Raw genomic sequence first — 20,721 nt, forward strand, 5'->3', positions numbered from 1 at the left:
CTTTCCTGATTTTTAGCTTTTTAAGATCATTTCTTTTCGATTACTATTTTCATTTTTTCATAAATGCCATTTTGATTTTGTTTACGTTCTTCAATTTTATATTTCATTGGTGTTGTTAAGGCTATCATTTTCAGGATCTCTCCCAATTGTTCGTCTTTAAAAGTTGCTCTGAAATTGTACGATTTCAGTTGGTCGTCGCGAATTTCGATATCCACATTGTACCAACGCGAGAGCTTGTTCATCACTTCTTCCAGCGACTCTCCTTTAAACTGAAGTAAACCCATCGTCCACGAAGTAAACTCCCCGGCATCGATCGTGCTGATCAGTGCTTTGTTTTGTTGTTTGTCGAACTGAAATCGTTCGTCCGGCTTCATCAGGTAAGTTGCCTGGTCTTGTTTGTCGAGGATCTGTACGCTTCCTTCTTTCAACACAACGCTTATATTTTCGGCTTCGGAATAGGCAGAAACATCGAACTGTGTGCCCAAGACTTCAACGGTTAAACCGCTTGTACGAACCCGAAACTTGTCGCCATGCTGGTGTTTTACATGAAAGAAGGCTTCACCATTTAGTTTAACTTCCCTGGCTTCAGCAAATTCAACCGGGTAAGTCAGCTCCGAGCCGCTGTTCAACCAACCGGTAGAACCATCGGGCAAAACAAAACTTGTTCGTGCACCCATCGGTGACACAATAGTTGCCATCGCCACTTCGCCCGGCTTTTGGTCATTCACAAACCAATAGATGGAAAAGAGAACGATTGGAATTAACAGGATGGCTGCAATACGTTGATAGTAGTTCAGCATCAGTTTTACAACCGTTTGCTTGACCGGGAAAATATGCTGATCGAAATGTTGCAGGATTTGCTTGACCTGCGGGGAATGGCTCGCGCCTTCGGGAATCCGTTGCCAGTTTTCGTGCAAAGTGTCATTCAATTCTGATTCCGGCCCCGATTCAAACAATTCGTTCACCCGCTTAAAATCGCTTCGGGAATAATCACCGCTCTCAAAATTCCGGAATGACTCTTCGTATTTTTGCTCTTTATCTTTCATTTAATGCCCTCTGAAAATTTCTTTTTTCGCAGGTTATATCCTGAAAAATGAAAAACCCCTATTCGGCACCAATAAAATTTTGAAAAAAATCAGGAGGGTAAAAAGAAAAACAATAATTCGAGACCTTCAGGCATTTCAACACTGAAACGACTCTTCAGGTACTTCATCGCTTCAGTAATCTGGTTTTCAACTGTTTTTACAGAGATATCCAGTTCATCTGCGATTTCTTTCACGGGCTTGCCTTCTTTTTTGCGAGCGATAAATATTTGCCTTCTCCGCTCAGGCATTTCCGCAATAAAAAGCTCCAGCTTTTGAATAACCAACTGATAGCGGTCTTCAAATTCCGTCGAATTTTCATCCGCGTCAATCTCGTCAATCAACTGGTGCTTGTAAGACTCTTCTTTCGATTTCCTCAGAAAATTTTTCTTCACTGCATTAAAGGCAATGGTGAAGAGGTAGGCTTGGATCGAAGTGTTGATCTTTAGATTCTCGTGATTCTTCCAGACCTTCAGAAAAACTTCCTGAACAATCTCCTGCGCCTCGCTTTCATTCTTCAAATAAGAAAAAGCAAACGCATAGATCTTGTCTCCGTAGAACTGAAACAACTGCCTGAATGCACGAGGATCACCTTTTCGAAGTATCTCTGTGTTAAAAAGTTGATTCAATATTGTTGTTGGTTTAGGTTTTGCTATTCAGCATACTACAAAGTAATAAAAATATTGCTAAGCATTTAAAATCTTAGGTTTCAAAACATATTCCCTGGCACAATATTCCTCTTGTCGAACTTGCTTGATTTCGAAAACAAAATACTCAGAAGTCTGATTTATTGTATTTTAGACGAACAAAAAAAATCCTGCCACCTTTTGCTTATGTTTAAAATCGCTATTTTGCAACAATTGGTGCACAAACAAAAGCATACCAGAAACGTTTATTTGATAAATTTTTTGACAACTTTGCACCCGACTTGAGGAAAAGTTGACGAAAGTATTAACCAAAAGTGTATACATGTACCTTGAGAAATCCGAGCTATTGGAATCGACTGAAAATAAAACACAAAACGAAATCCTAAACGATTATTACCTGGTTTATTTAAGCCGTCAGTTGAGTGTTTTAGGGAGAAGAGAAGTTCATAACGGCCGTGCACACTTTGGAATTTTTGGCGACGGGAAAGAGCTTACGCAAATTGCTTACGCCAAAGCATTCCGCAAGGGAGATTGGAGATCCGGTTACTACCGCGATCAAACTTTCATGCTGTACCTGGGATTACTTCAACCCGAAGAATTCTTCGCCATGATTTATGGCGATACGGATTTGAACTTTAACCCATCTACCGGCGGTCGAAATTTCAACAACCATTTCAGCACGCGAAACATTAACGAACAAGGCGAGATTAAAGACCTGATGAAGCAGTACAATTCGGCTTCTGATGTTTCTTCTACCGCCGGGCAAATGCCTCGTTTGCTGGGCTTGGCCCAGGCTTCGAAAATCGTTCGGAATAACCCCGAGCTGAAAGAAGTGCTCAATAATAACGTTGATGGTAACGAAGTGGCTTTCGGGTCTATTGGTGACGCCAGTACTTCCGAAGGTATGTTCTTCGAAACGATTAATGCTGCCGGAGTATTGCAAGTGCCGCTTGCAGTTGCTGTTTATGACGATGGCTTTGGCATCAGCGTTCCGAAGAAACTCCAAACAACCAAGGAGAGCATTTCGGAAGTGCTGAAAGGTTTCCAAAAAGAAAAAGGAACAAACGGAATCGAAATTTACACCTGTAAAGGGTGGGATTACCCGAATTTGGTTTCGACCTTCGAAAAAGGAATTGCAGCTTGCCGTAAAACGCAAACTCCTGCCCTTTTCCACGTTCAGGAAGTTACCCAGCCATTGGGACACTCCACCTCGGGATCGCACGAGCGTTACAAGGGGAAAGAGCGTCTGGCATGGGAGAAGGAGTTCGACTGTGTAAGCCAATTCCGCAAATGGATTTTATCGTCGGGTAAAGCTGACGAAGCAGCCTTAAAAGAAGTTGAAAACCGGGCAGGTAAACGGGCACGTCAAGCCCGCGATATTGCCTGGAAACATTATACCGAAAGTTTCAAAACTGAGACCGACAGTCTGCACGAGATTGTTGTTGAACTGAAAGAACACAAGCAGAAACCGGTTGATCACTCGAGTGAATTTGAAGCAGTAACTACAAAATTATTCCCTACCCGACGTGCACTCTTCAGCTTTGCCAAACGCTTGAAATACGAGCTTCACGGCATGGAGGAAGTGAAAACAGAACGGGAAAAGCTGATCAAATGGCTTGAGAAATTTGAAGCCCGCACAAAGGTGATGTACAACCGCCAGCTGCACCGCGAAGGTGTTGATTCAACCCTGAACGTTGAAGCAGTGCCGGTTCAGATTGACGAAGATGCACCAATGGTGAACGGTCACGATATTCTTGCTGAAAATTTCCATAAACTGTTTGCGAAATACCCCAACCTGGTAACTTTTGGTGAGGACACCGGATTTATGGGCGACGTGAACCAGGGGATGAAAGGCATGCAGGAAGCGTTTGGTGAACACCGTGTTTCCGACACCGGTATTCGTGAGACTACCATTATTGGTCAGGGTGTAGGATTAGCCCTGCGCGGCTTCCGACCTATTGCCGAGATTCAGTACCTCGACTACCTGATGTACGGTTTGCCGACCTTAAGCGACGACTTGGCCAGCATGCAATATCGTACAATGGGAAAACAATCGGCTCCGCTGATCGTCCGCACCCGTGGTCACCAGTTGCAAGGAATCTGGCATGCCGGTTCGCCGATGCAAATGATCTTGGGATCGATGCGCGGTGTGTTCCTTTGTGTACCCCGCAACATGACGCAGGCAGCCGGAATGTACAACACGCTGCTGGAAGGTAATGACCCGGCATTGGTTATCGAGCCGCTGAAAGGCTACAATGTAAAAGAACATCTTCCATCTAATCTGGGTGAATATAAAGTTGCAATGGGTGTTCCTGAAGTTTTACACGAAGGAACAGACGTGACTCTGGTTACTTACGCATGGAATGCACACCACGCGGTAAAAGCCGCTCAATTGTTGATGGAACTAAAGAATATCTCTGTTGAAGTCATCGATGTACAAACACTGATGCCGTTTGATGTCAACCACCGGATTGTGGAGTCGATTAAGAAAACCAACAAGGTAATTTTTGTTGACGAGGACGTTCCCGGTGGTGCTTCAGCCTACATGCTGCAAAAAGTGATTGATGAGCAAAAAGCATTCAACTACCTGGACACTGCTCCGGTAACATTGCCTGCGGCTGAACACCGCCCGGCATACGGTATCGATGGTGAATATTTCACCAAACCGACAGTTGAACGGATCTATGACGCCATCTACAACATGATGCGCGAAACAAATGTCAAAAAATATCCACCATTGGATTAAAAAATATTAGATTAAAAGAGAAAGGTCGAGCATAACTGTTCGACCTTTTTTATTGTTGCAAATTCTGCAAGATACTGATACACGCCCCCAAAAGCACAGGTTTTATTAATGTTCTACTATTAATTTCAGGTAACTAATCGTTTGACCACTGCTTAATCGGGCTAGGTAGATTCCGGAGGGCACATTTGCTGCGTTCCAATCAAAAAGATGTTGGCCTTTCGCCAAGGTTCCAGAAAACAACAATTCCTGCAATTGCCCCTGCATATTGAAAATACACAAACTAACTTCCGTTTTCTCCGCACATCCGAATTCAATAGTCGTTTGCTGGTTAAATGGGTTCGGGTAGTTCTTCAATTCAAAGTTACTGATATCGTTTTTCTCGATGTCGTCAATTGCTGTGACGGTATTCGACACCCCAGGACTTCCTTTTTTTGACGCAGAGCTAAACCAGTTCTGTGCTAATGAGTTGTCAGCTTCTGCATTTCTCAAAATTAAACTGTTCCCCTCACCATCGGGCTCCGTTGGCCAAGGGTATTCGGAGGCGTAGCAAACCTGATCAATCAATTCCTCTGTAGTGTTGTACAGTCGGATACATTCACCCGAACTACTAAATCCAAATCCCAGCGAACCTTGGTAGTTAGTCACATCCGGGTAAATCGCATGGAAGTTTTCAGTATTTCGGCAAACCACAAGGTACTCGTATGGCCCCATAATCGTGTTCGCATTGAAATTGTATTCATTCGAATCGTCAGAATCTTTTAAAATCCAATTGGTCAGATTCACATAGTTGCTGCTGTTGTTGTAAAGTTCAACCCAATCGTCACTATCGTACTCGTCAGAAGCATGATACATTATTTCAGAGATGACAATATTTTTCGAAGAAGCGTCTTCTTCAAAAACAGCCGTTATACTTTTGGCCTGATCCATGGACACAGTGATATTTGCATCTGTCGATTGGACATCGCCTTCCCAACGTACAAATCGATATCCAACCGGGGCAATAGCGGTTAGTTCGATAGGAACATCTTTGAAATAAATTCCAGTCCATGGAAACTGCTGTAACAGAATCGTGTTCAATTGTACAGTTGCCTCATCGCAACCCGAGATAGCAAGCTGAACGTTGAGGCTGTCGCTTAAGCTGAATTGCTCCAAAATAAACTCGCGCAAAATTGCCGGTCGTTCCAGTGCAAAGGTCTTCAGTCGCGAAATGTTGTGTTCCCATTGCTCCTCGTAGCCCCCCCAGCGCTCTGCATGCGTGCTGATTTCGTCCTCGATGGCTGCCTCACATCCAGTAATTCGGCTGACTACCGAATCTGGCAAAAAGGTTGTATTCAGATGATCAGCAAACGTGTTGATAAAACGATTCTTGAACCCCTGATTGTTCATTAAGGAACGTAGCAAAAATGTTGACCATGCCGGATTCGGCCAGTCGTCATTATCCGGATCCAATGCCAACGCTATCGAATTGGTATGTAGCTCATCATCGAAATACCAAATTCCAAAGGTCGCATCTACGTCGTACAAAATCCAGCGCCATTTCCCGGTTGAGCCCTGTTGTCGCCAAAATTTGATATTATTACCCGGCCAGTCGGTATTGTGTGCATATTGCTCCACCACGTTGTAACGAATAAAATTGTCGACGTCCATTTGTGTTGTAATGTAGTTGTAATTATCTGTTACCGAGAGATCATTCGAATCAATGAAGTTCAACATGGCAACATAATTCTCATTACTACCCTCCACAACCGTTCCATCGTATTCCAGCAAGTCTATTTCGTCTTTATCAATGCCATTGTTATCTGCGAGGAAATCTTCGTTTACTTTCTCGCGAATATTATAAATTCCCCAATAATCGCTGTTCAAATAAACGACACAAGGACGACCTGCCTGTGCGTCAAGCTTCATATCAAGACCAATACCGGTTAGGAAAAGGTCGCGAACAATGGTCCCCCAGCTTTGCACCTCGCCGAAACTATCGGAACCTCCGCTCCGAAGAACCAGGTTGTCGAACTCCTCGAGCGCCTTATTGTCGAACAGTTTACCTTTGATATGTTTCGGTCCATATTCCGAACGCGCATAAAGAGCAAGTGATTTTTGCTCGTATCCGCGTGAATAATTTCCAAACACTTTGAAACCAGCATCAAGTGCAAACCCTGTCTGCCCCGGCGTAAAATAAAATTCCGCATGAACCGGTTTTTCCCAGTCCATCCAAAAATTAGCCCCCTTATAAGGGAAGCTCGCCTGGGCATTGGGACCGGAGGTATAAATGCCGGTATTGTAATCCCAAAGGTTTTCTGGTTGGGTTGAAAGAAAGACCACCGGCAAGGACTTATTGAAAGCAGGGAAATAGCTATTGGTCACCACATCTCCTGCGAGATAGCCACCTTTGATTATACGAGCTTTTACAGTAACTGCCGTATCAACTTGCAATGGAGTATAATAAAAAAGCGACAGTTCATCTGGATCGGAACCGTCCGTGGTATAATAAACCGTATCTGTTGGGTTTGTCGCCGTAAGTTCCAGTGCGAAGGTGTGATCGTACAAGCCACCGGCAACAGAAAATACAGGAAGTAAGTTTTCATCTTTTAACAAGCCTTCGCTGGTGTTGGCAAGCCATGGTGTCGCCTGCTTAAAGTACCAAAGCTTCGTATCGTCACCCTCCCGGTAGCCGTATGTAATGTCGTTACCGAGAGACGGAATAAGCATGTTGCTAACAATTTCTCCGCCCGCGTTAAACAGGAAAAGGCTGTCGCCATCGGCACTGAGCTTAAAATCAGTATGCCCCGTTCGGTTATACAGGGCTAAAATTTCGGGTGCTTGGTTGATGCTGAAATCGGAACTGCGCACCGATAAAAACGGGATCGCCGTTAAGTCGCTCGAACTCGCGTAATTGTTATGTACTTCGATGGCTAGCAGGTTGGTCCCTTCGTGCAAGAGCGAGGCAAAACTTTCAATATTGAATGAATCGGGTGCCAGGCCCTGGTACATGAGTGCTTCTTTATCAATCGTTGCATAAGCGGAGTAGGCAGGAGTATCGCCTGCAGTTCCTAAGTTCGATCGGGCAATTTCGGTCCCGTTGAGGTAGGCCACAAAACCATCGTCATAGTCAAGGTGAAGCAGCAACTGTTCAATGGCCGATAGATCTTCTATCGAAAACTCTTTTCGAAGATAAATGCTAATGGCTCCGCTGACAATGGTGCTGTCGTCGTTGTCGCCGTAGCCAAAGCCGCTTTTCCCGCTTTGCCAGTCCGAGTCGTCAAAATCGGGCTGGTTCCAGTTGGTGACTTCCGCTTGCGGAACCAGGTAGTTCCAATAATCCCCCTGGTTGATGATGGTTGTCCAAAAGGAAGGCGCAACTGGCCGGTCTTTTCCTGAGGCAAACAGCAGAGAATACGCTCCGGGTTGAAGCGTATAAGTCGGAAACTGCCAGCGTTCGTCTCCGTCTTCGTCGTCACTGATAGAATAGTCGCCCAAATTGATGGCTGAAGCCGAAGTATTCCGGATTTCAATCCAGTCTGAATAATCACCGTCCTCGTCAGCAAGGGATTTGGTGTTTGCCGATTGAACCTCGTTTATTTTAACGGTTTGGGCATCCAGGTTTAGCCCGATGGTAAACAGCAAGATACACAGTAATAAGTATTTCATTTTTGGGGTGGTTAAGCAGAAAAGTTATTCGTCGTCTCCTTCATCTCCGGATTCCTCAGCATTGAAAATCCGGTTTTTCTCGTAGTAGTAAATCACCACGCGGGCGGTATCCCGCAAGAAGTTGATGGAACTCACTTCAACCCGGTGAATATTAATCCCGGTCCGTTTTCGAAGGTCTTCCAGTAATTCGTCACGGCGGTTTTCGTTTATTAGCTCAATCCGCTCGTACAAAACTTTCTTTGATGATTCGTGTGATAAACGAAAGGCGTATTCGAGTACAAACAGAAGCCCAATGACCAGTAAATTAGCCAGGATAACATCTACATAGGGCAAATACTCGCCTGAAATAGAGTTCAAAACTGCAATGCCAATAATGATAAACAAATAGGTCATCTCCTTAATTTGCAACTGATTTGTTCGGTAGCGAAGAATACCGAATAGTGCAAAAAGTCCAAACGCGAAACCGAGTTTCAACTCAACCCCCGATAGCAGATAAGCCAGCAGGAAAATCATGGTATTGATAAGGAAATAGGTGAAAAGGTAGTCTTTTCGCTTCGTCTTCCGATAGTAAATCAGACGAACTATAACAAAAGTAACCAGCAGGTTGAAAGAGTAACGCAACAGCAGATCAAAAAATCCGCTTGATTCAAAAAACAAAGTTGACAGTAAAGGCATTCCCTGAGTAGAGTTTATCATAGGTACTGGGGGTTTAATTCACGAATTAATTCTTTAAAGTTGTTTGTTTTTACACATGGATGTAACAGCGCCACACCAACACAATATTTGCTGAAAGCTTGCGGACGGATTCGCTCATTGCGCATTAGCCTTGCGAAAACGGTTTGCTGATTTTGGTTATCATTTTTCGTTTCGGCAATCGCCAATTCGGGCAACGAAACTTCACTACCGCCAAAACAAAATTTCAAATCGTAGTCAATGGTTATCCGTTCTTGTTTACGTAGGTTAACCAAGCTGATACGTCTGTATGTCGTGTAAAGCGTTGACCTCAACACTTTAAGATCTACGGATGTATGGCTGGAAATAAATCCCTCTCCTTGTTCCAACATTCCGAGTTCAGGATTAAGCATTTTTCGTTTTTTGGTTGTCAGTTTTTTGTTGTTTTTCAATTTGACTTCCAGAAAGCTCAACCCAGTATCTGTGTATGTTCGGGTTCTGATTTTGCAGCGATTGGCCGCACCGTTGTGGTGAGCGTTGTAAAAGGTCCATTCAGCTGTATCAAAATATTGAGATTCGTATGCACTGACCCGCGTGCCGTAAAAATCAACAACGGCATAACGATGGTCAATAAGCTCGAGAATTCGATCGAGTCGCTTAAGGGGAAACACATATTTGGTATCAAAGCGAATCATTTGCGTCTCCGGGTCGAGATTCTCAAAAGGGATCGACCGCATGGATTGTGTCCTTGCTCCAAGACCGGAAGGGATATCAGTTAGTATTTCCATCCGTCTATTTCTTTTTACGATCTAATTTGAACTTGTAGTCTAAAGACACAATATAGCTGTTCTGTGGGCTCGCAACATTTTTCCGACGATTCAGAAGGTAGCTAATTCCAATAGCATTGTGCTTGTTGATTTTATAGTCCAATCCGGCGGTGTAACGTTCGTGTTCAATCTGCCGGGTTGAATAGCTATTAATCCGCCAGGCCATTTCGTAACTAAGCCAGGGTTCCAATGGCATACCTTTAATATTGTAGCTAGCTTTTACCCGATTGCGGAAGAAACTGTCTGGTATTTGACCTTTCTCTGAACTTTCATAGTTGCTGTATTCTGCCTGCACGCGACCGCGATAACTTAGTGTAAACCGATCCAAGTCAGTCTTTAGTTGCGATTCGACTCCTAAGCGATGAGAATTACTCGTCCGTTTCATTCCGTTTTCGTAAGAGTAACGGTACAGTAATCCCGCTTTGAAAAATTTCCGAGACCAGGAAACTTCAGCTCCTCCAAACCATTTGTCCCATTGGTTCAGATTATCCTTCTGACGGTATCCTGCTTCAAGCTCAACGTCCCAGCGCTTGGTCAACGCTTTTTCAAGGGCCAAACCTGTCCACACACCAAAATCCTTTTGTTGCGCAGAAAGTGGTAACCCGGCAAGGATAAATAGCAGAGTCAGTAGTTGATAATACATTGCTTTGGCGTTTTTTACCAATCTCCCTCTACTACTCATAAATTACAAGGTCGTCAGCAATAACAGTTGAATTATTGTCAGAAATGTTAATGGTTTGTTGGATCACAATCTTACCCGAAGCTGATATTCGTTCCGGGTCATTGGACAGCACATATAAGGTGTAAGTTCCTTTGTTCAGATATTGAAACCGATACCAGCCATTGTAGCTGGTTTCTGTCTTGTCTGAGTGAATGCTGTCATTACCGTAAATGATAAACACATCGACATCGGGAGCATAATATTCGCCCAGCTTTATGCTGAAGTCGCTGTTGTAGTTTAAGGCGTAAACACGGCCCTCAATTGTTCCGGTTCCCCCTTCTCCCTCTTCCTTTTCACATGAAGTAAATAATACCACCACAAAGAGAAACAAAGCTATTCCTCTCAATGCACTTGTAATTTTCATAACTAAACCGTGTGTATAAAATTTCCGACTCTTTATCAATACAAAGCACCCAAAATGCCCATCGCAAAAAACAAACGACGAAAATATGTAAATTATTTTGTCCTCAAGTATCAACGATTATTCACCTACCCTAAACACTCGTTATCAGCTCAAACCTCAACACCAAACAAGGTCACTATTTTTCAATGCATTAACATCAAAATCATTTCACAGATCAACCAAATAAGAATCAAAATTGCCCCCGTCAAAAAAACGACCTTGGAACGAATCGATTCGGGCAAACAACTTGTCACCTACCAAATTCAACGCAAGACTAGTCTCCTGACAACTAAAAACACGAGAAAAAATCAAAAATCTAATGACTTCTGATTCGAAGTTAAATATTCTATTTACATAAAATACACCTATCAAAAAATCAAGAATCCTAAACGAGCGAGATTTGTCAATCTAAACCATATCGTTAAACTAATGGGTAAATACAATAAAAAAGGTCGAGCATAACTGTTCGACCTTTTTTATTGTTGATTAACTTCTATCAAATATATTCAACCCGATCATATTCAGGCATGGCGCCATTTTGCGTGCATACAAAAGCGGAAAGATTGACCGCCATTTGATGGACGTCATTTAACGGTTTTCCTTTGAGCATACCGACCACCATGGCGGCAGTGAATGAATCGCCCGCTCCCACGGTGTCAGCAACTTTTACTTTTGGGGTTTCCCGAAAACTGGTTTCACCTTTCGTGATCAGGTAGCTGCCATTCGTGCCGCAAGTCAATGCAACCATTTTCAATTGAAAACGATGAAGTAGTTCCTCACAATTTTCCTGATCATCGCCTTGCAAGCCAAACATCCGGGCAACGATCTTGATCTCGTCATCGTTTATCTTCAGAACATTGCACATTTTCAAAGAATCAACCAGCAAGTCTTGCGAATAAAACTGTTGGCGCAAGTTGATATCAAAGATTTTCAGAGCAGAATCAGGTACAGCGTTTACATAGCTGCGAATGGTCGCTTTTGAAACGTCGCCCCGCTGTGCTAAGGAGCCGAAACAAACAGCTGTCGTCTGCTTTGCGATCTCCTCGTAGTCTGACTTCATCCCAATAAAATCCCATGCCACCGGCTGGCAAATTTCGTATTGCGGAATACCGTCACCACTCAAGGTGACTTTCACCGTCCCCGTAGGATAATCTACTCGTTGGATGTCATAAATCAATCCAACACCATCCAGTTTTGCTATTATTTCATCCCCAAGCTCATCTTTCCCAATGGCGCTAATCGCCAAGCTTTCGAGCCCGAGCTTCGATGCATGAAAAGCAAAATTGCAGGGTGCGCCCCCCATTTGTTTGTGGTCGGGGAAAACATCCCACAACAACTCACCAATTCCGACTACTAATGATTTTTTATCCATAATTTTAGATCAATCCAAGTTCTTTTTCAATTTGTTCCAACGATTTTCCTTTGGTTTCGGGAATCCAGAATTTCACAAAAACAAAAGCGATAACACTGAATATTCCGAAGATACCAAACAAGTAGCTCAATCCCAATCCTCCTTGAATGACCGGGGCAAAATAGACCGTCAGGAAGGTACATAGCCAACTGATGGCAGTTGAGAACGACATAGCCACGCCCTTAATGCGGTTTGGGTAAATCTCCGAAATGATTACCCACATCACGGGGGCAAACGAGGCCGCGAAGAAGGAAATATAAACCAGCAAGGCCACCAAAACACCAACACCGAATTGCTCGGGTTTCGCAAATTCCCCGGTCAGGTAAGCCAGAGAGACAATCATACCAACGGCTCCCCACAACAAAAGTGTTTTACGTCCTTTCTTATCAACCAACCACAACGCAATAATTGTCATCAGAAAGTTGACCAATCCCACGACCATCGACATCATCATTGAATCGTCCTTCGCTGCGCCGGCTGCCTTAAACATTTCCGGAGCAAACATGATTACTGCGTTGATCCCTGTAATTTGTTGCAGCGCTGCGATGGCAGTACCAATGGCTACAATCTTCCCGGTCTTGCCTTTAAACAGCTCCGAAACCTTCATTTTCTCTTTCGACTTTTCTTCGGAGATTACTTTTTCCATTTGGCCAAGCTCTGTTCGAATCAGTTCCTCGCCACCAATTTTCAGCATCACTGCTTGGGCTTCAGCCTTTCGATCTTTGGCTACCAACCAACGCGGACTTTCCGGGAATGAGATCAAAATGAAGATCAAATACAGGAGTCCGAACAAAGCCGGAACCGCCAACATGTAGCGCCAGCTGTTATCCCCCAGCCCAATGAGCAGGTAGTCGAAAATATACGCCAATACAATTCCGATAGTGATCGCAAACTGGTTCATCGAAACCAGTCGGCCACGGCTCTGTGCAGGCGAAATTTCGGAGATGTACATCGGCCCAACTACAGAAGTGGCACCAACTGCCAGTCCCGAAAGGACACGAAAGACAATCAGAATCGCCGAAGACTCAGCAAATGCGCAGCCCAAAGCAGAAATAATATAAAGTACAGCTGTTGCCAGCATCACCTTCTTCCGACCATATTTTTCGGTGAAACTACCGGTGAAAAGTGCGCCAATCAGACAGCCGAAGGTTAGCAAGGCCGCCACAGTTCCAAGTCCGCTGTCGGTTAGCGAAAATTCCCCTTTCAACATATCGACAGCGCCGGAAATTCCGGCCATATTTAGTCCAAACAACAATCCACCGTTGATGGCCACAAAAGTGATCCAATACAAATATCCCGTATGGATTTGATTTTTCGTTTTCATCTCTTTAAGTATTAGCTTTTAATTATTCTTTATCGATCTCTTTCAGCAAGATGACAGCACTATCATACTGATCAGCAATCTTCAGCTCCAAACCGACATTCATCAGGTAATCTGCCTTGAAAGTTTCTCCATCTCCCCAAAAACGGGATCGACCGTTTGTATTGATCTCCTGAATCTGGTACGATTTTTCTGGATCCAGCCCGTTTAATTTCACCGTTGGATAAACTCCACGCAAGTGAGATTCCAGGCTGAAAGCAAACAGTACCGCCGACGTTTGATCCTTCGACACATACATTTGCGATGCCCATCCGCCCTCATCGTAGGGTGATTTTATGCGATACAAATCTCCATTAGTGACCAATGGCCTGACAAACTGTTTGTAGTTTTTGATGGCTTCCTCGGCAAACACACGATCATTCCCCTGGATGTGTTTAGGCTGAAGCTCCATTCCCAAGCGCCCGGTCATGGCCACATCGAAGCGAAACTTCAACGGGGTCATCCGCTGGGTTTGGTGGTTGGGGCTGGTTGAAACATGAGACGCAGCTCCTACCGGCGGATAAATCAGGTTGGTTCCGTACTGAATAAAAATTCGTGATAGCGGGTCGGTATTGTCTGACGTCCAGTATTCATTGTGGTACTGCAGTGCACCGTAATCCAAACGACCGCCTCCGGAAGCACAATCCTGAATCACAAAATCCGGATATTTGGCACGAATCCTTTTGTAAACCGTGTACAATCCTTCCGTGTATGAAACCCAGAAATGCGTTTGCTCCGAAGCTGGCAGAAAAGTTGAACCAGCCTGTTCTACGTGCCGGTTTGCGTCCCATTTAATGTATTCAATTCCGGGATGGGTTGTCAACAAACTGTCGAACACGTTGTACACAAAATCCTGCACCTTCGGATTGGACAAGTCCAGCAACAACTGGTTTCGCCAGGTTATTTTCTCGCGACCGGGACTCTGCACAATCCTCTCCGGGTGATTCTCAGCCAGTTCACTTTCCGGGTTAACCATTTCCGGTTCAATCCACAATCCAAATTTCAATCCTTTCGAATGCGCATAGTCAATCAGATAATCCAAACCACGCGGCAATTTCTTTTTATTAGTCTGCCAATCGCCCAAACCGGCATCGTCATTGTTTCGCGGATATTTGTTTCCAAACCAACCATCGTCCAGCACAAAGGTTTCAATCCCCATTTCTGCAGCATCATCCATCATGCCGGTCAGTGTGTTTTCATTGAAGGTGAAATATGCCCCTTCCCAACTATTCAAAACGATGTCGTGGATTTTATTTCCGCCAACCATTCCGTACTGACGCCCCCAATCATGCAAGTTTCGGGAAACCTGACCGCGTCCTTCGCTGCTGAAGGTGTAAATCATTTCGGGCGTTGTGAAGTTCTCACCCGGGTTCAGCGTCCACGCCGAAAGAAACGGATTGATTCCGCTAACCACATTCAGCGTTTTCCATTCGTCCACCTGAAAAGCCAAGCGGTAGTTACCCGACCAGGCCAATGCGCCTCCGTAGCAATCGCCCGCATTCTCCAATGCCGGATGATTCAGACTTAAAATGAAAGACGGATTTTCGGTCTGCGTGGTGCGTACTCCTTTTTTACACTCGATAACCTTTATGCCATTCTCCACCTTTTCCTCAACAAGTCCCATTTCGCCAGCCCAGGCACCACAAAAGTGAGTCAGGTAATAACTTTCAGCTTTCAAGGGTAAAAACGACGATGCAAAACTGGTCAGCTTTACGGCTCCTTCTTCGTCATTGGAGATGACAGTCCATTGGGTAATCACATCCTCGTTCGAAAAAGCTTTCGTGTGCAATTCCACCTTGAAATCAAAAACCCGATCCTTGAGGTGAATTACCGTTTCGCTTACATCCGGCGTCGAACCGATCTGTTCAACCGACTGAAAAGCCAATTCAGTGTTTAAACTTCCATCTGCATGAATGACAGCCAAAGCAGGTTCGTTAATGTTTCCCAAACCGAAAGTCGGATAGGCCTCGTAAGAAAAATCGCGGTTGGTATCCGGTTTCGAATAGGCTTTGTGCTGCTTGAAATCATCTGTCGAATCAACCAACTTCCCGTAATATTGGAAGACCAGCCGGTTGCTCTGATCGACAGTATAAACCAACGACGTCGATTTTGTTTTGATTTCAATAACAGACGTGTTTTGTCCGAACGCCGGAACACTGATTAGCAAAATTGCTCCAAGGCAAAAAAAGAGGTTCTTTAAATAGTTATTCATTATCTATAGGTTTAGTTGAATTGGCTTTTTAACGAACAAGGTTCATAAACCACCGGATTACCAAATTGAATCAAGCGCTACAATCTCAGCACGATTCAATGTGACAGGGTTTCCTTTTGAAAAAATTTGAAGTTTACTGTACGGTTTCGAATTGAAGAAGATCTCCGTCATCACCAAGTCACCGCCATCAACAAAGATTTCCGCTGACGCAGCGTCAATAAACAATTCGAGTTTTACAGATGTGCCGATATCGTACGGAGCTGAAGCAACTCCCGTAAACTTATCCGAGAAGCTCATGTCGCCCGATTTTGTGCGATCGAATTGAAATTGTTTCGTCGACGTAGAATAGCTTAGTTTCACTTGTTCGCCCAAATCATTTTCCAACACCAGTCCAAACGACTCCGGATGCGCTTCTCCCAAATCGAATTCAAATGATAAACGACTTTGATTTAGATTAATCCCGTGTAAATCGAGTTCCTTTTCACCATCAATTTTCAAGGCTTCACTCTCGACAACCATAGTACGATCTTCAATTTTACCCAATTCTTTTACCGGTACTGACTTCACAATGTACTGGCCATTCTTTTGAATCAGCGACAAAGCTCTGGGGACTGTCATGGCGCTGCGCCATTTCTCGGTTGGAACAACCTGAGCGTATTCCCAATTGCTCATCCACCCCAGGAAAATTCGGCGCCCGTCTTCTTTGGGCACATCCGACCAGGTGACGCCGGCATAATTATCGCGGCCCCAATCAATCCAACTCGTTTCTTTGGAATCGGCCATAAATTGATGCCCGTCAAACTGCCCCAGAAAATATTGTGTTCCGGAGCCTCCGTTTGGCCCTCCCGGATTGATATTGACAATCAGCACCCACTTGGTTTCGTCGGTTCCCTCAACCTGGAGTGGAAACAGATCGGGGCATTCCCACACACCACCATGAGCTCCGGCATCAATACCAAAACTGCTTTCGTAGGTCCATTCCTTCAAATCAACTGACGAATAAATTTGCACATGGTCGTGTGCCGAAAGCACCAGGTTCCATTTCTGTATTTCGTCGTTCCAGATCACGTTGGGGTCACGAAAATCCCGATTCCCGTCATTGGGGATCACCGGGTTTCCTTCGTATTTCGTCCAGCTCCTACCTTTGTCCAAACTGTAGGCAATACCTTGCGACTCCACATCAACCCCACCCGCTTTGGCGATTTCGGGATTGTGATACGTGTAAATCGCCACCAACGGCGGATTTTCTGCAGAACCAAATCCGGTCGTATTCTTCCAGTCAACAACTGCACTTCCTGAGAAAATATATCCTAAACTATCTGGGAAAAGGGCGATGGGCATGTGCTGCCAATGTACCAAATCGGTACTTATGGCATGTCCCCAGTGCATGGGGCCCCAAACGGTACTATCGGGATAATATTGATAAAACAAGTGGTACTCACCCTCATAAAAAACCATTCCGTTCGGATCGTTCATCCAGGCCGAATCCGGAGAAAAGTGAAATTGCGGTCGATATTCCTCGGAATAGGTTTTCATTAGATCTCCTGTTTCTACAGTCTTTTTAGTGCCGGAAGAACATGCCGCGGCTAAAAAAAGGAATACGCTCAACAGGTAATATAAGTGTCTATTATTCATTTGTTTTTGATTTAGTGGTTCATCTTCATTCTGTAAAGTCGACGCTAAAACCGGCTTATCGTGCCTCCTTTTAACGTGATGGCTCCTTTCTCTGCAAAAAGCTCAACCTGTTGCCATTCCCCTTTAAAGTTAAACTTTCTGGATAAGCTAATCAGCCCGTTCATGGCAAATAATTCAGCCGAATTGTGGTCAATAATGAGCGTGAGATCCATTGTTGGTTCATTTGTCACGTAAGGCGCATAGTTGAAGCCATCCCAGGTATCTGGGAAATTTTGCTGAATCGTAGGATTTGCAATGAAAAAGTATCGCCGCTCAGCCTGATAGCCCAACATCAACTCTTGCCCGTTTTCGTTTTTCAGTTTAACACCAAATGATTCGGCCATTCCCAAATACAAACGGTCGTTTACATCGAATGTCAGATCTATCTTGACTGGCAAATCAATCTTCTTCGCAATTTGTACACTCTCGTTCAGCGCTGCTTCGTCAACCGTCTTGCTTTCTGTTTTCGAAGGAATAACCGGCTTCGAGATCAAATAGTAATCGTGGAATTCTTCCATTAGCGTCAACTCACGGGTTATGGAAAACACACCGGATTCATCGGTATCAATGTTGAATTTTGAGTAGATTGAATTGTAAATACGACCAAGCAGAACAGGTGCTTTATTGCTTGCCGCATAATCCGATAAAACGATTGCCTGGTAAAGGTCGCTGCCATGATCGACCCACTTTGGTTTGTTGTGCGAGGCCTGGTAAACGTAGCCATCAAAGTCACCAACAAAATACTGCACGCCACTCCCCTCGTTGGGTGAGCCGCTATCGGCACTGATAAACAGTACCCATTTCAGTTCGTGGGTTCCGGCCATTTCCATCGGAAAGAAGTCGACTGCGGTCCAATTGCCGTGCTTCAGATAGACATCGTCACCAAAGCGACTTTGGTACTCCCAATCCCGGAGGTTATCCGATGAGTAAAAACGCACTTCATAACCCGACAATACCAGCATCGTCCATCGTTGCAAATCATCATTCCAGAACACTTTCAAACTTTGGATCGGCTCATAATAATCCGGCAACAGAATCGGTCCTTCAGTATCCTTCAGCCAACTTGCACCATTGTCTTCACTGTGCAACAATTCAAGTTCACCAAACTGATCATCCGAAACGGAGATCGCAATTATCGCCGCACCATCGGTACTGAATTCAGTTGATTGATTCCAATCCACGACAACACTTTTTACTTGCTGCGCTGAAAGCTGATCCGACTCAAAATTCATCGGAACATTGTTCCACTGGATTAAATCCAAGCTTTGAGCTTGTCCCCATTTTTCTACTCCATTTTCCGATTTATAGCTGTAAAACAAATGGTAGTTACCATCCTCGTAAAGAAGTGTAATCGGATTTTGAAGCAGGGAATCGTTCAATCGAAAGTGTAACGAAGCTGAATCGTGTTGTCGTTTCTCAGTCGAACATCCCCAAAGGATTCCCAGAATCAACAGTAAAAATGTGGTCTGACGTATCATGGTGTTAGTTTCGTCTTATTCGTAAATAGGGAGAAAATTCATGGAGAGCGAACACTCCCCCTCCATGAATCAATTACTCTTTAATATCCTGTATTTTGCTCGTACAAACCTTTTGTGAAGTCGATTTCACGCTGCGGAATCGGGAAATATTCATCCCTTCCGGCTGTAAATTCAGCATTGTTCAAAAAGTCGCGGCGAGTCTTTTCTTTGGTCAAATAAGCGTTCAGAGTCGGCTCAGCAATTCCCCAACGAACCAGGTCAAAGAAACGCGGGCTTTCCAGAGCGAACTCCAGACGGCGTTCCCAGCGCAATGCCGTGCGGGCATTTGCCTGTGTCCAGCTCAGGTTCGAACCGTCATATTCCGCAATCAGGTAATTGGAAGGTGCCGAACCATCGGCAAAGCGTGTTCTACCTGTACTTTCAGAAGCACGGGTGCGGATTTCATTAATCAGCGGACGAGCCATATCCTGCTGTCCCATTTCAATGTAAGCTTCAGCCTGCATCAGCAACACGTCGGCGTAACGAATGATATCGATGTTTTTGGAAACGCCCATGAACGGACCTTGCTTTTTGTAGCATGAGCAATCGGCAGCCTGCTGTTCTTTCATACTTTGAAAATACCCGTAAACCCCCGGATCGCGCACCCAGCTGTTACTAAAAATATAAGCATCTTCATTGCGGTATTTGTACGGGTGTCCGTCGATTCCAACCGAGTGGTCGATACGCGGGTCAACAGTAACACCAGTTGGTGTAATATCTGTAGCGCTCAACGCAACATCGTTAAATGTGTCGAATTTAGGCAGGCCGTTCGCATCGGTTGCAAATGCGTTCACCAGGTTTTGACTAGGCTGATGGAATCCGCAACATCCGTACTGCGGAGCTCCGTGCGGGTAGTTCAATCCATTCTCGAAGTTCAGACGACCGGATGTCGTTCCATCACTGATAGAAAACTGGATCGCAAAAATCGATTCGGGTCCATTGTCGTAACCATCGAGGAAGTTCTCGCCAAAATCAGGCTGTAAGCTGTATTTTCCCGACTCGATAACCATTTGGCACAGGTCAACTACTTCCTGCAAACGCGTTTGACTGATGTTTGTAACCTGGTTGTTTTCATCCTGCTCGTAAGCTTGGTACAACCTCAGTTTAGCCAGATAAGCCGCAGCTGCATATTTGTTGGCACGCCCAATTTCGGGTTGAGTTGCCGGTAGATTATCTAAAGCGAATTCGAAATCTTCAGCAATCTTGTCCCATAATTCGTCATTGGTGAATTCGCGGTTCGATGTCTGAAGAATCTCTTCATTGCTCATCGTTTCGTTGATGTAAGGAACATATTTGAACAGAACTTTCAGCATAAAGTGTGAATGACCTCTCAGGAAACGAGCTTCTGCAATTCTGGTCTGACGCAAATCGAACTCTTCGTCAGTCAACTCATTCAGCGAACGCAAAGCCGAGTTCGCACGCGAAATAGCGCGATAGTAGTTTTCCCAGGTGTAAGGCAGACCAGCCAGCCAGCTTTGAAAAGGCTGGGTCAAATTATATTGCTCGTAAAAGTTGAATGGCTCAACGTCCGAAACTCCACCTCCGCCTTTGTAAGCATCGTCCGAGCGCACACTACCGTAGACCCACATGCTGGCAATCGGTCCAATCATATCGTCGTTTCCAATTCCGGCATACGCTGCGGTAACCAAACCTTCGGCCCCCTCAACAGTCGGGCTCCCCGCCGTAATGTACCCCTGCGGTTCGGTTTCCAGATAATCCTTGCATGAAACAGCCAAAAGGCTCATCAGCGCGATTACGTATATTTTGATGTTTTTCATATTCATGATTTCTTAAGTTTAGTTTG

At 44.6% G+C, this 20,721-nt stretch carries 14 protein-coding genes; 1 reads left to right on the forward strand and 13 read right to left on the reverse strand.

What is annotated here, in order from left to right:
• Positions 1 to 26: 26 nt before the first annotated feature.
• Positions 27 to 1,046 carry a FecR family protein gene (locus BC643_RS05300; protein ID WP_120272105.1) on the reverse strand — a complete coding sequence of 340 codons (1,020 nt, stop codon included), beginning with the start codon at positions 1,044 to 1,046 and terminating at the stop codon, positions 27 to 29.
• Positions 1,047 to 1,135: 89 nt separating this feature from the next.
• Complete coding sequence (locus tag BC643_RS05305) at positions 1,136 to 1,711, reverse strand: RNA polymerase sigma factor (protein ID WP_170154460.1); 576 nt, start codon at positions 1,709 to 1,711, stop codon at positions 1,136 to 1,138.
• 340 nt (positions 1,712 to 2,051) lie between these two features.
• Here BC643_RS05305 and BC643_RS05310 point away from each other — a divergent pair, with 340 nt between their 5' ends.
• Positions 2,052 to 4,475 carry an alpha-ketoacid dehydrogenase subunit alpha/beta gene (locus tag BC643_RS05310; protein WP_120272107.1) on the forward strand — a complete coding sequence of 808 codons (2,424 nt, stop codon included), beginning with the start codon at positions 2,052 to 2,054 and terminating at the stop codon, positions 4,473 to 4,475.
• A gap of 105 nt (positions 4,476 to 4,580) precedes the next feature.
• Here BC643_RS05310 and BC643_RS05315 read toward each other — a convergent pair whose 3' ends face one another.
• From BC643_RS05315 to BC643_RS05370, 11 genes are all read right to left on the reverse strand, one after another.
• On the reverse strand, positions 4,581 to 8,120 hold the full coding sequence (locus tag BC643_RS05315; protein ID WP_120272108.1) for a CotH kinase family protein: 3,540 nt from the start codon (positions 8,118 to 8,120) through the stop codon (positions 4,581 to 4,583).
• A 24-nt stretch (positions 8,121 to 8,144) separates the two neighbouring features.
• Positions 8,145 to 8,816 (reverse strand): DUF4956 domain-containing protein, encoded by a 672-nt coding sequence (locus BC643_RS05320; protein ID WP_120272109.1) that lies wholly within the window; start codon positions 8,814 to 8,816, stop codon positions 8,145 to 8,147.
• Complete coding sequence (locus BC643_RS05325; RefSeq protein WP_120272110.1) at positions 8,813 to 9,580, reverse strand: polyphosphate polymerase domain-containing protein; 768 nt, start codon at positions 9,578 to 9,580, stop codon at positions 8,813 to 8,815. Before BC643_RS05325 ends, BC643_RS05320 begins: the two co-directional genes overlap by 4 nt.
• Before the next feature lie 4 nt (positions 9,581 to 9,584).
• Positions 9,585 to 10,262, reverse strand: a complete 678-nt coding sequence (locus tag BC643_RS05330) for a DUF2490 domain-containing protein (RefSeq protein WP_170154461.1) — start codon at positions 10,260 to 10,262, stop codon at positions 9,585 to 9,587.
• Between the two features lie 31 nt (positions 10,263 to 10,293).
• Entirely contained in the window at positions 10,294 to 10,704 is a 411-nt protein-coding gene (locus tag BC643_RS05335) for a hypothetical protein (RefSeq protein WP_120272112.1), read from the reverse strand.
• A gap of 535 nt (positions 10,705 to 11,239) precedes the next feature.
• A complete protein-coding gene (locus BC643_RS05345; RefSeq protein WP_120272114.1) occupies positions 11,240 to 12,115 on the reverse strand; it encodes a carbohydrate kinase family protein in 876 nt (291 codons plus the stop codon).
• 4 nt (positions 12,116 to 12,119) lie between these two features.
• The gene (locus tag BC643_RS05350) at positions 12,120 to 13,478 is read right to left on the reverse strand and encodes a sugar porter family MFS transporter (protein WP_120272115.1); all 1,359 of its coding nucleotides are present in this window, start codon (positions 13,476 to 13,478) and stop codon (positions 12,120 to 12,122) included.
• Between the two features lie 22 nt (positions 13,479 to 13,500).
• The gene (locus BC643_RS05355; RefSeq protein WP_120272116.1) at positions 13,501 to 15,726 is read right to left on the reverse strand and encodes an alpha-galactosidase; all 2,226 of its coding nucleotides are present in this window, start codon (positions 15,724 to 15,726) and stop codon (positions 13,501 to 13,503) included.
• 57 nt (positions 15,727 to 15,783) lie between these two features.
• A complete protein-coding gene (locus tag BC643_RS05360) occupies positions 15,784 to 17,361 on the reverse strand; it encodes a glycoside hydrolase family 32 protein (protein WP_120272117.1) in 1,578 nt (525 codons plus the stop codon).
• A gap of 44 nt (positions 17,362 to 17,405) precedes the next feature.
• A complete protein-coding gene (locus tag BC643_RS05365; protein WP_120272118.1) occupies positions 17,406 to 18,878 on the reverse strand; it encodes a glycoside hydrolase family 32 protein in 1,473 nt (490 codons plus the stop codon).
• 80 nt (positions 18,879 to 18,958) lie between these two features.
• Entirely contained in the window at positions 18,959 to 20,701 is a 1,743-nt protein-coding gene (locus BC643_RS05370; RefSeq protein ID WP_245994863.1) for a RagB/SusD family nutrient uptake outer membrane protein, read from the reverse strand.
• Between the last annotated feature and the right edge of the window lie 20 nt (positions 20,702 to 20,721).

Source organism: Mangrovibacterium diazotrophicum, assembly GCF_003610535.1.
Classification (GTDB): domain Bacteria; phylum Bacteroidota; class Bacteroidia; order Bacteroidales; family Prolixibacteraceae; genus Mangrovibacterium; species Mangrovibacterium diazotrophicum.

Bases quoted from the DNA above. Each gene is read 5' to 3' on its own strand.
- BC643_RS05300 (WP_120272105.1), bottom strand. From the start codon at position 1,046: ATGAAAGATAAAGAGCAAAAATACGAAGAGTCATTCCGGAATTTTGAG.
- BC643_RS05310 (WP_120272107.1), top strand. From the start codon at position 2,052: ATGTACCTTGAGAAATCCGAGCTATTGGAATCGACTGAAAATAAAACA.
- BC643_RS05315 (WP_120272108.1), bottom strand. From the start codon at position 8,120: ATGAAATACTTATTACTGTGTATCTTGCTGTTTACCATCGGGCTAAAC.
- BC643_RS05320 (WP_120272109.1), bottom strand. From the start codon at position 8,816: ATGATAAACTCTACTCAGGGAATGCCTTTACTGTCAACTTTGTTTTTT.
- BC643_RS05325 (WP_120272110.1), bottom strand. From the start codon at position 9,580: ATGGAAATACTAACTGATATCCCTTCCGGTCTTGGAGCAAGGACACAA.
- BC643_RS05330 (WP_170154461.1), bottom strand. From the start codon at position 10,262: ATGTATTATCAACTACTGACTCTGCTATTTATCCTTGCCGGGTTACCA.
- BC643_RS05335 (WP_120272112.1), bottom strand. From the start codon at position 10,704: ATGAAAATTACAAGTGCATTGAGAGGAATAGCTTTGTTTCTCTTTGTG.
- BC643_RS05345 (WP_120272114.1), bottom strand. From the start codon at position 12,115: ATGGATAAAAAATCATTAGTAGTCGGAATTGGTGAGTTGTTGTGGGAT.
- BC643_RS05350 (WP_120272115.1), bottom strand. From the start codon at position 13,478: ATGAAAACGAAAAATCAAATCCATACGGGATATTTGTATTGGATCACT.
- BC643_RS05355 (WP_120272116.1), bottom strand. From the start codon at position 15,726: ATGAATAACTATTTAAAGAACCTCTTTTTTTGCCTTGGAGCAATTTTG.
- BC643_RS05360 (WP_120272117.1), bottom strand. From the start codon at position 17,361: ATGAATAATAGACACTTATATTACCTGTTGAGCGTATTCCTTTTTTTA.
- BC643_RS05365 (WP_120272118.1), bottom strand. From the start codon at position 18,878: ATGATACGTCAGACCACATTTTTACTGTTGATTCTGGGAATCCTTTGG.
- BC643_RS05370 (WP_245994863.1), bottom strand. From the start codon at position 20,701: ATGAATATGAAAAACATCAAAATATACGTAATCGCGCTGATGAGCCTT.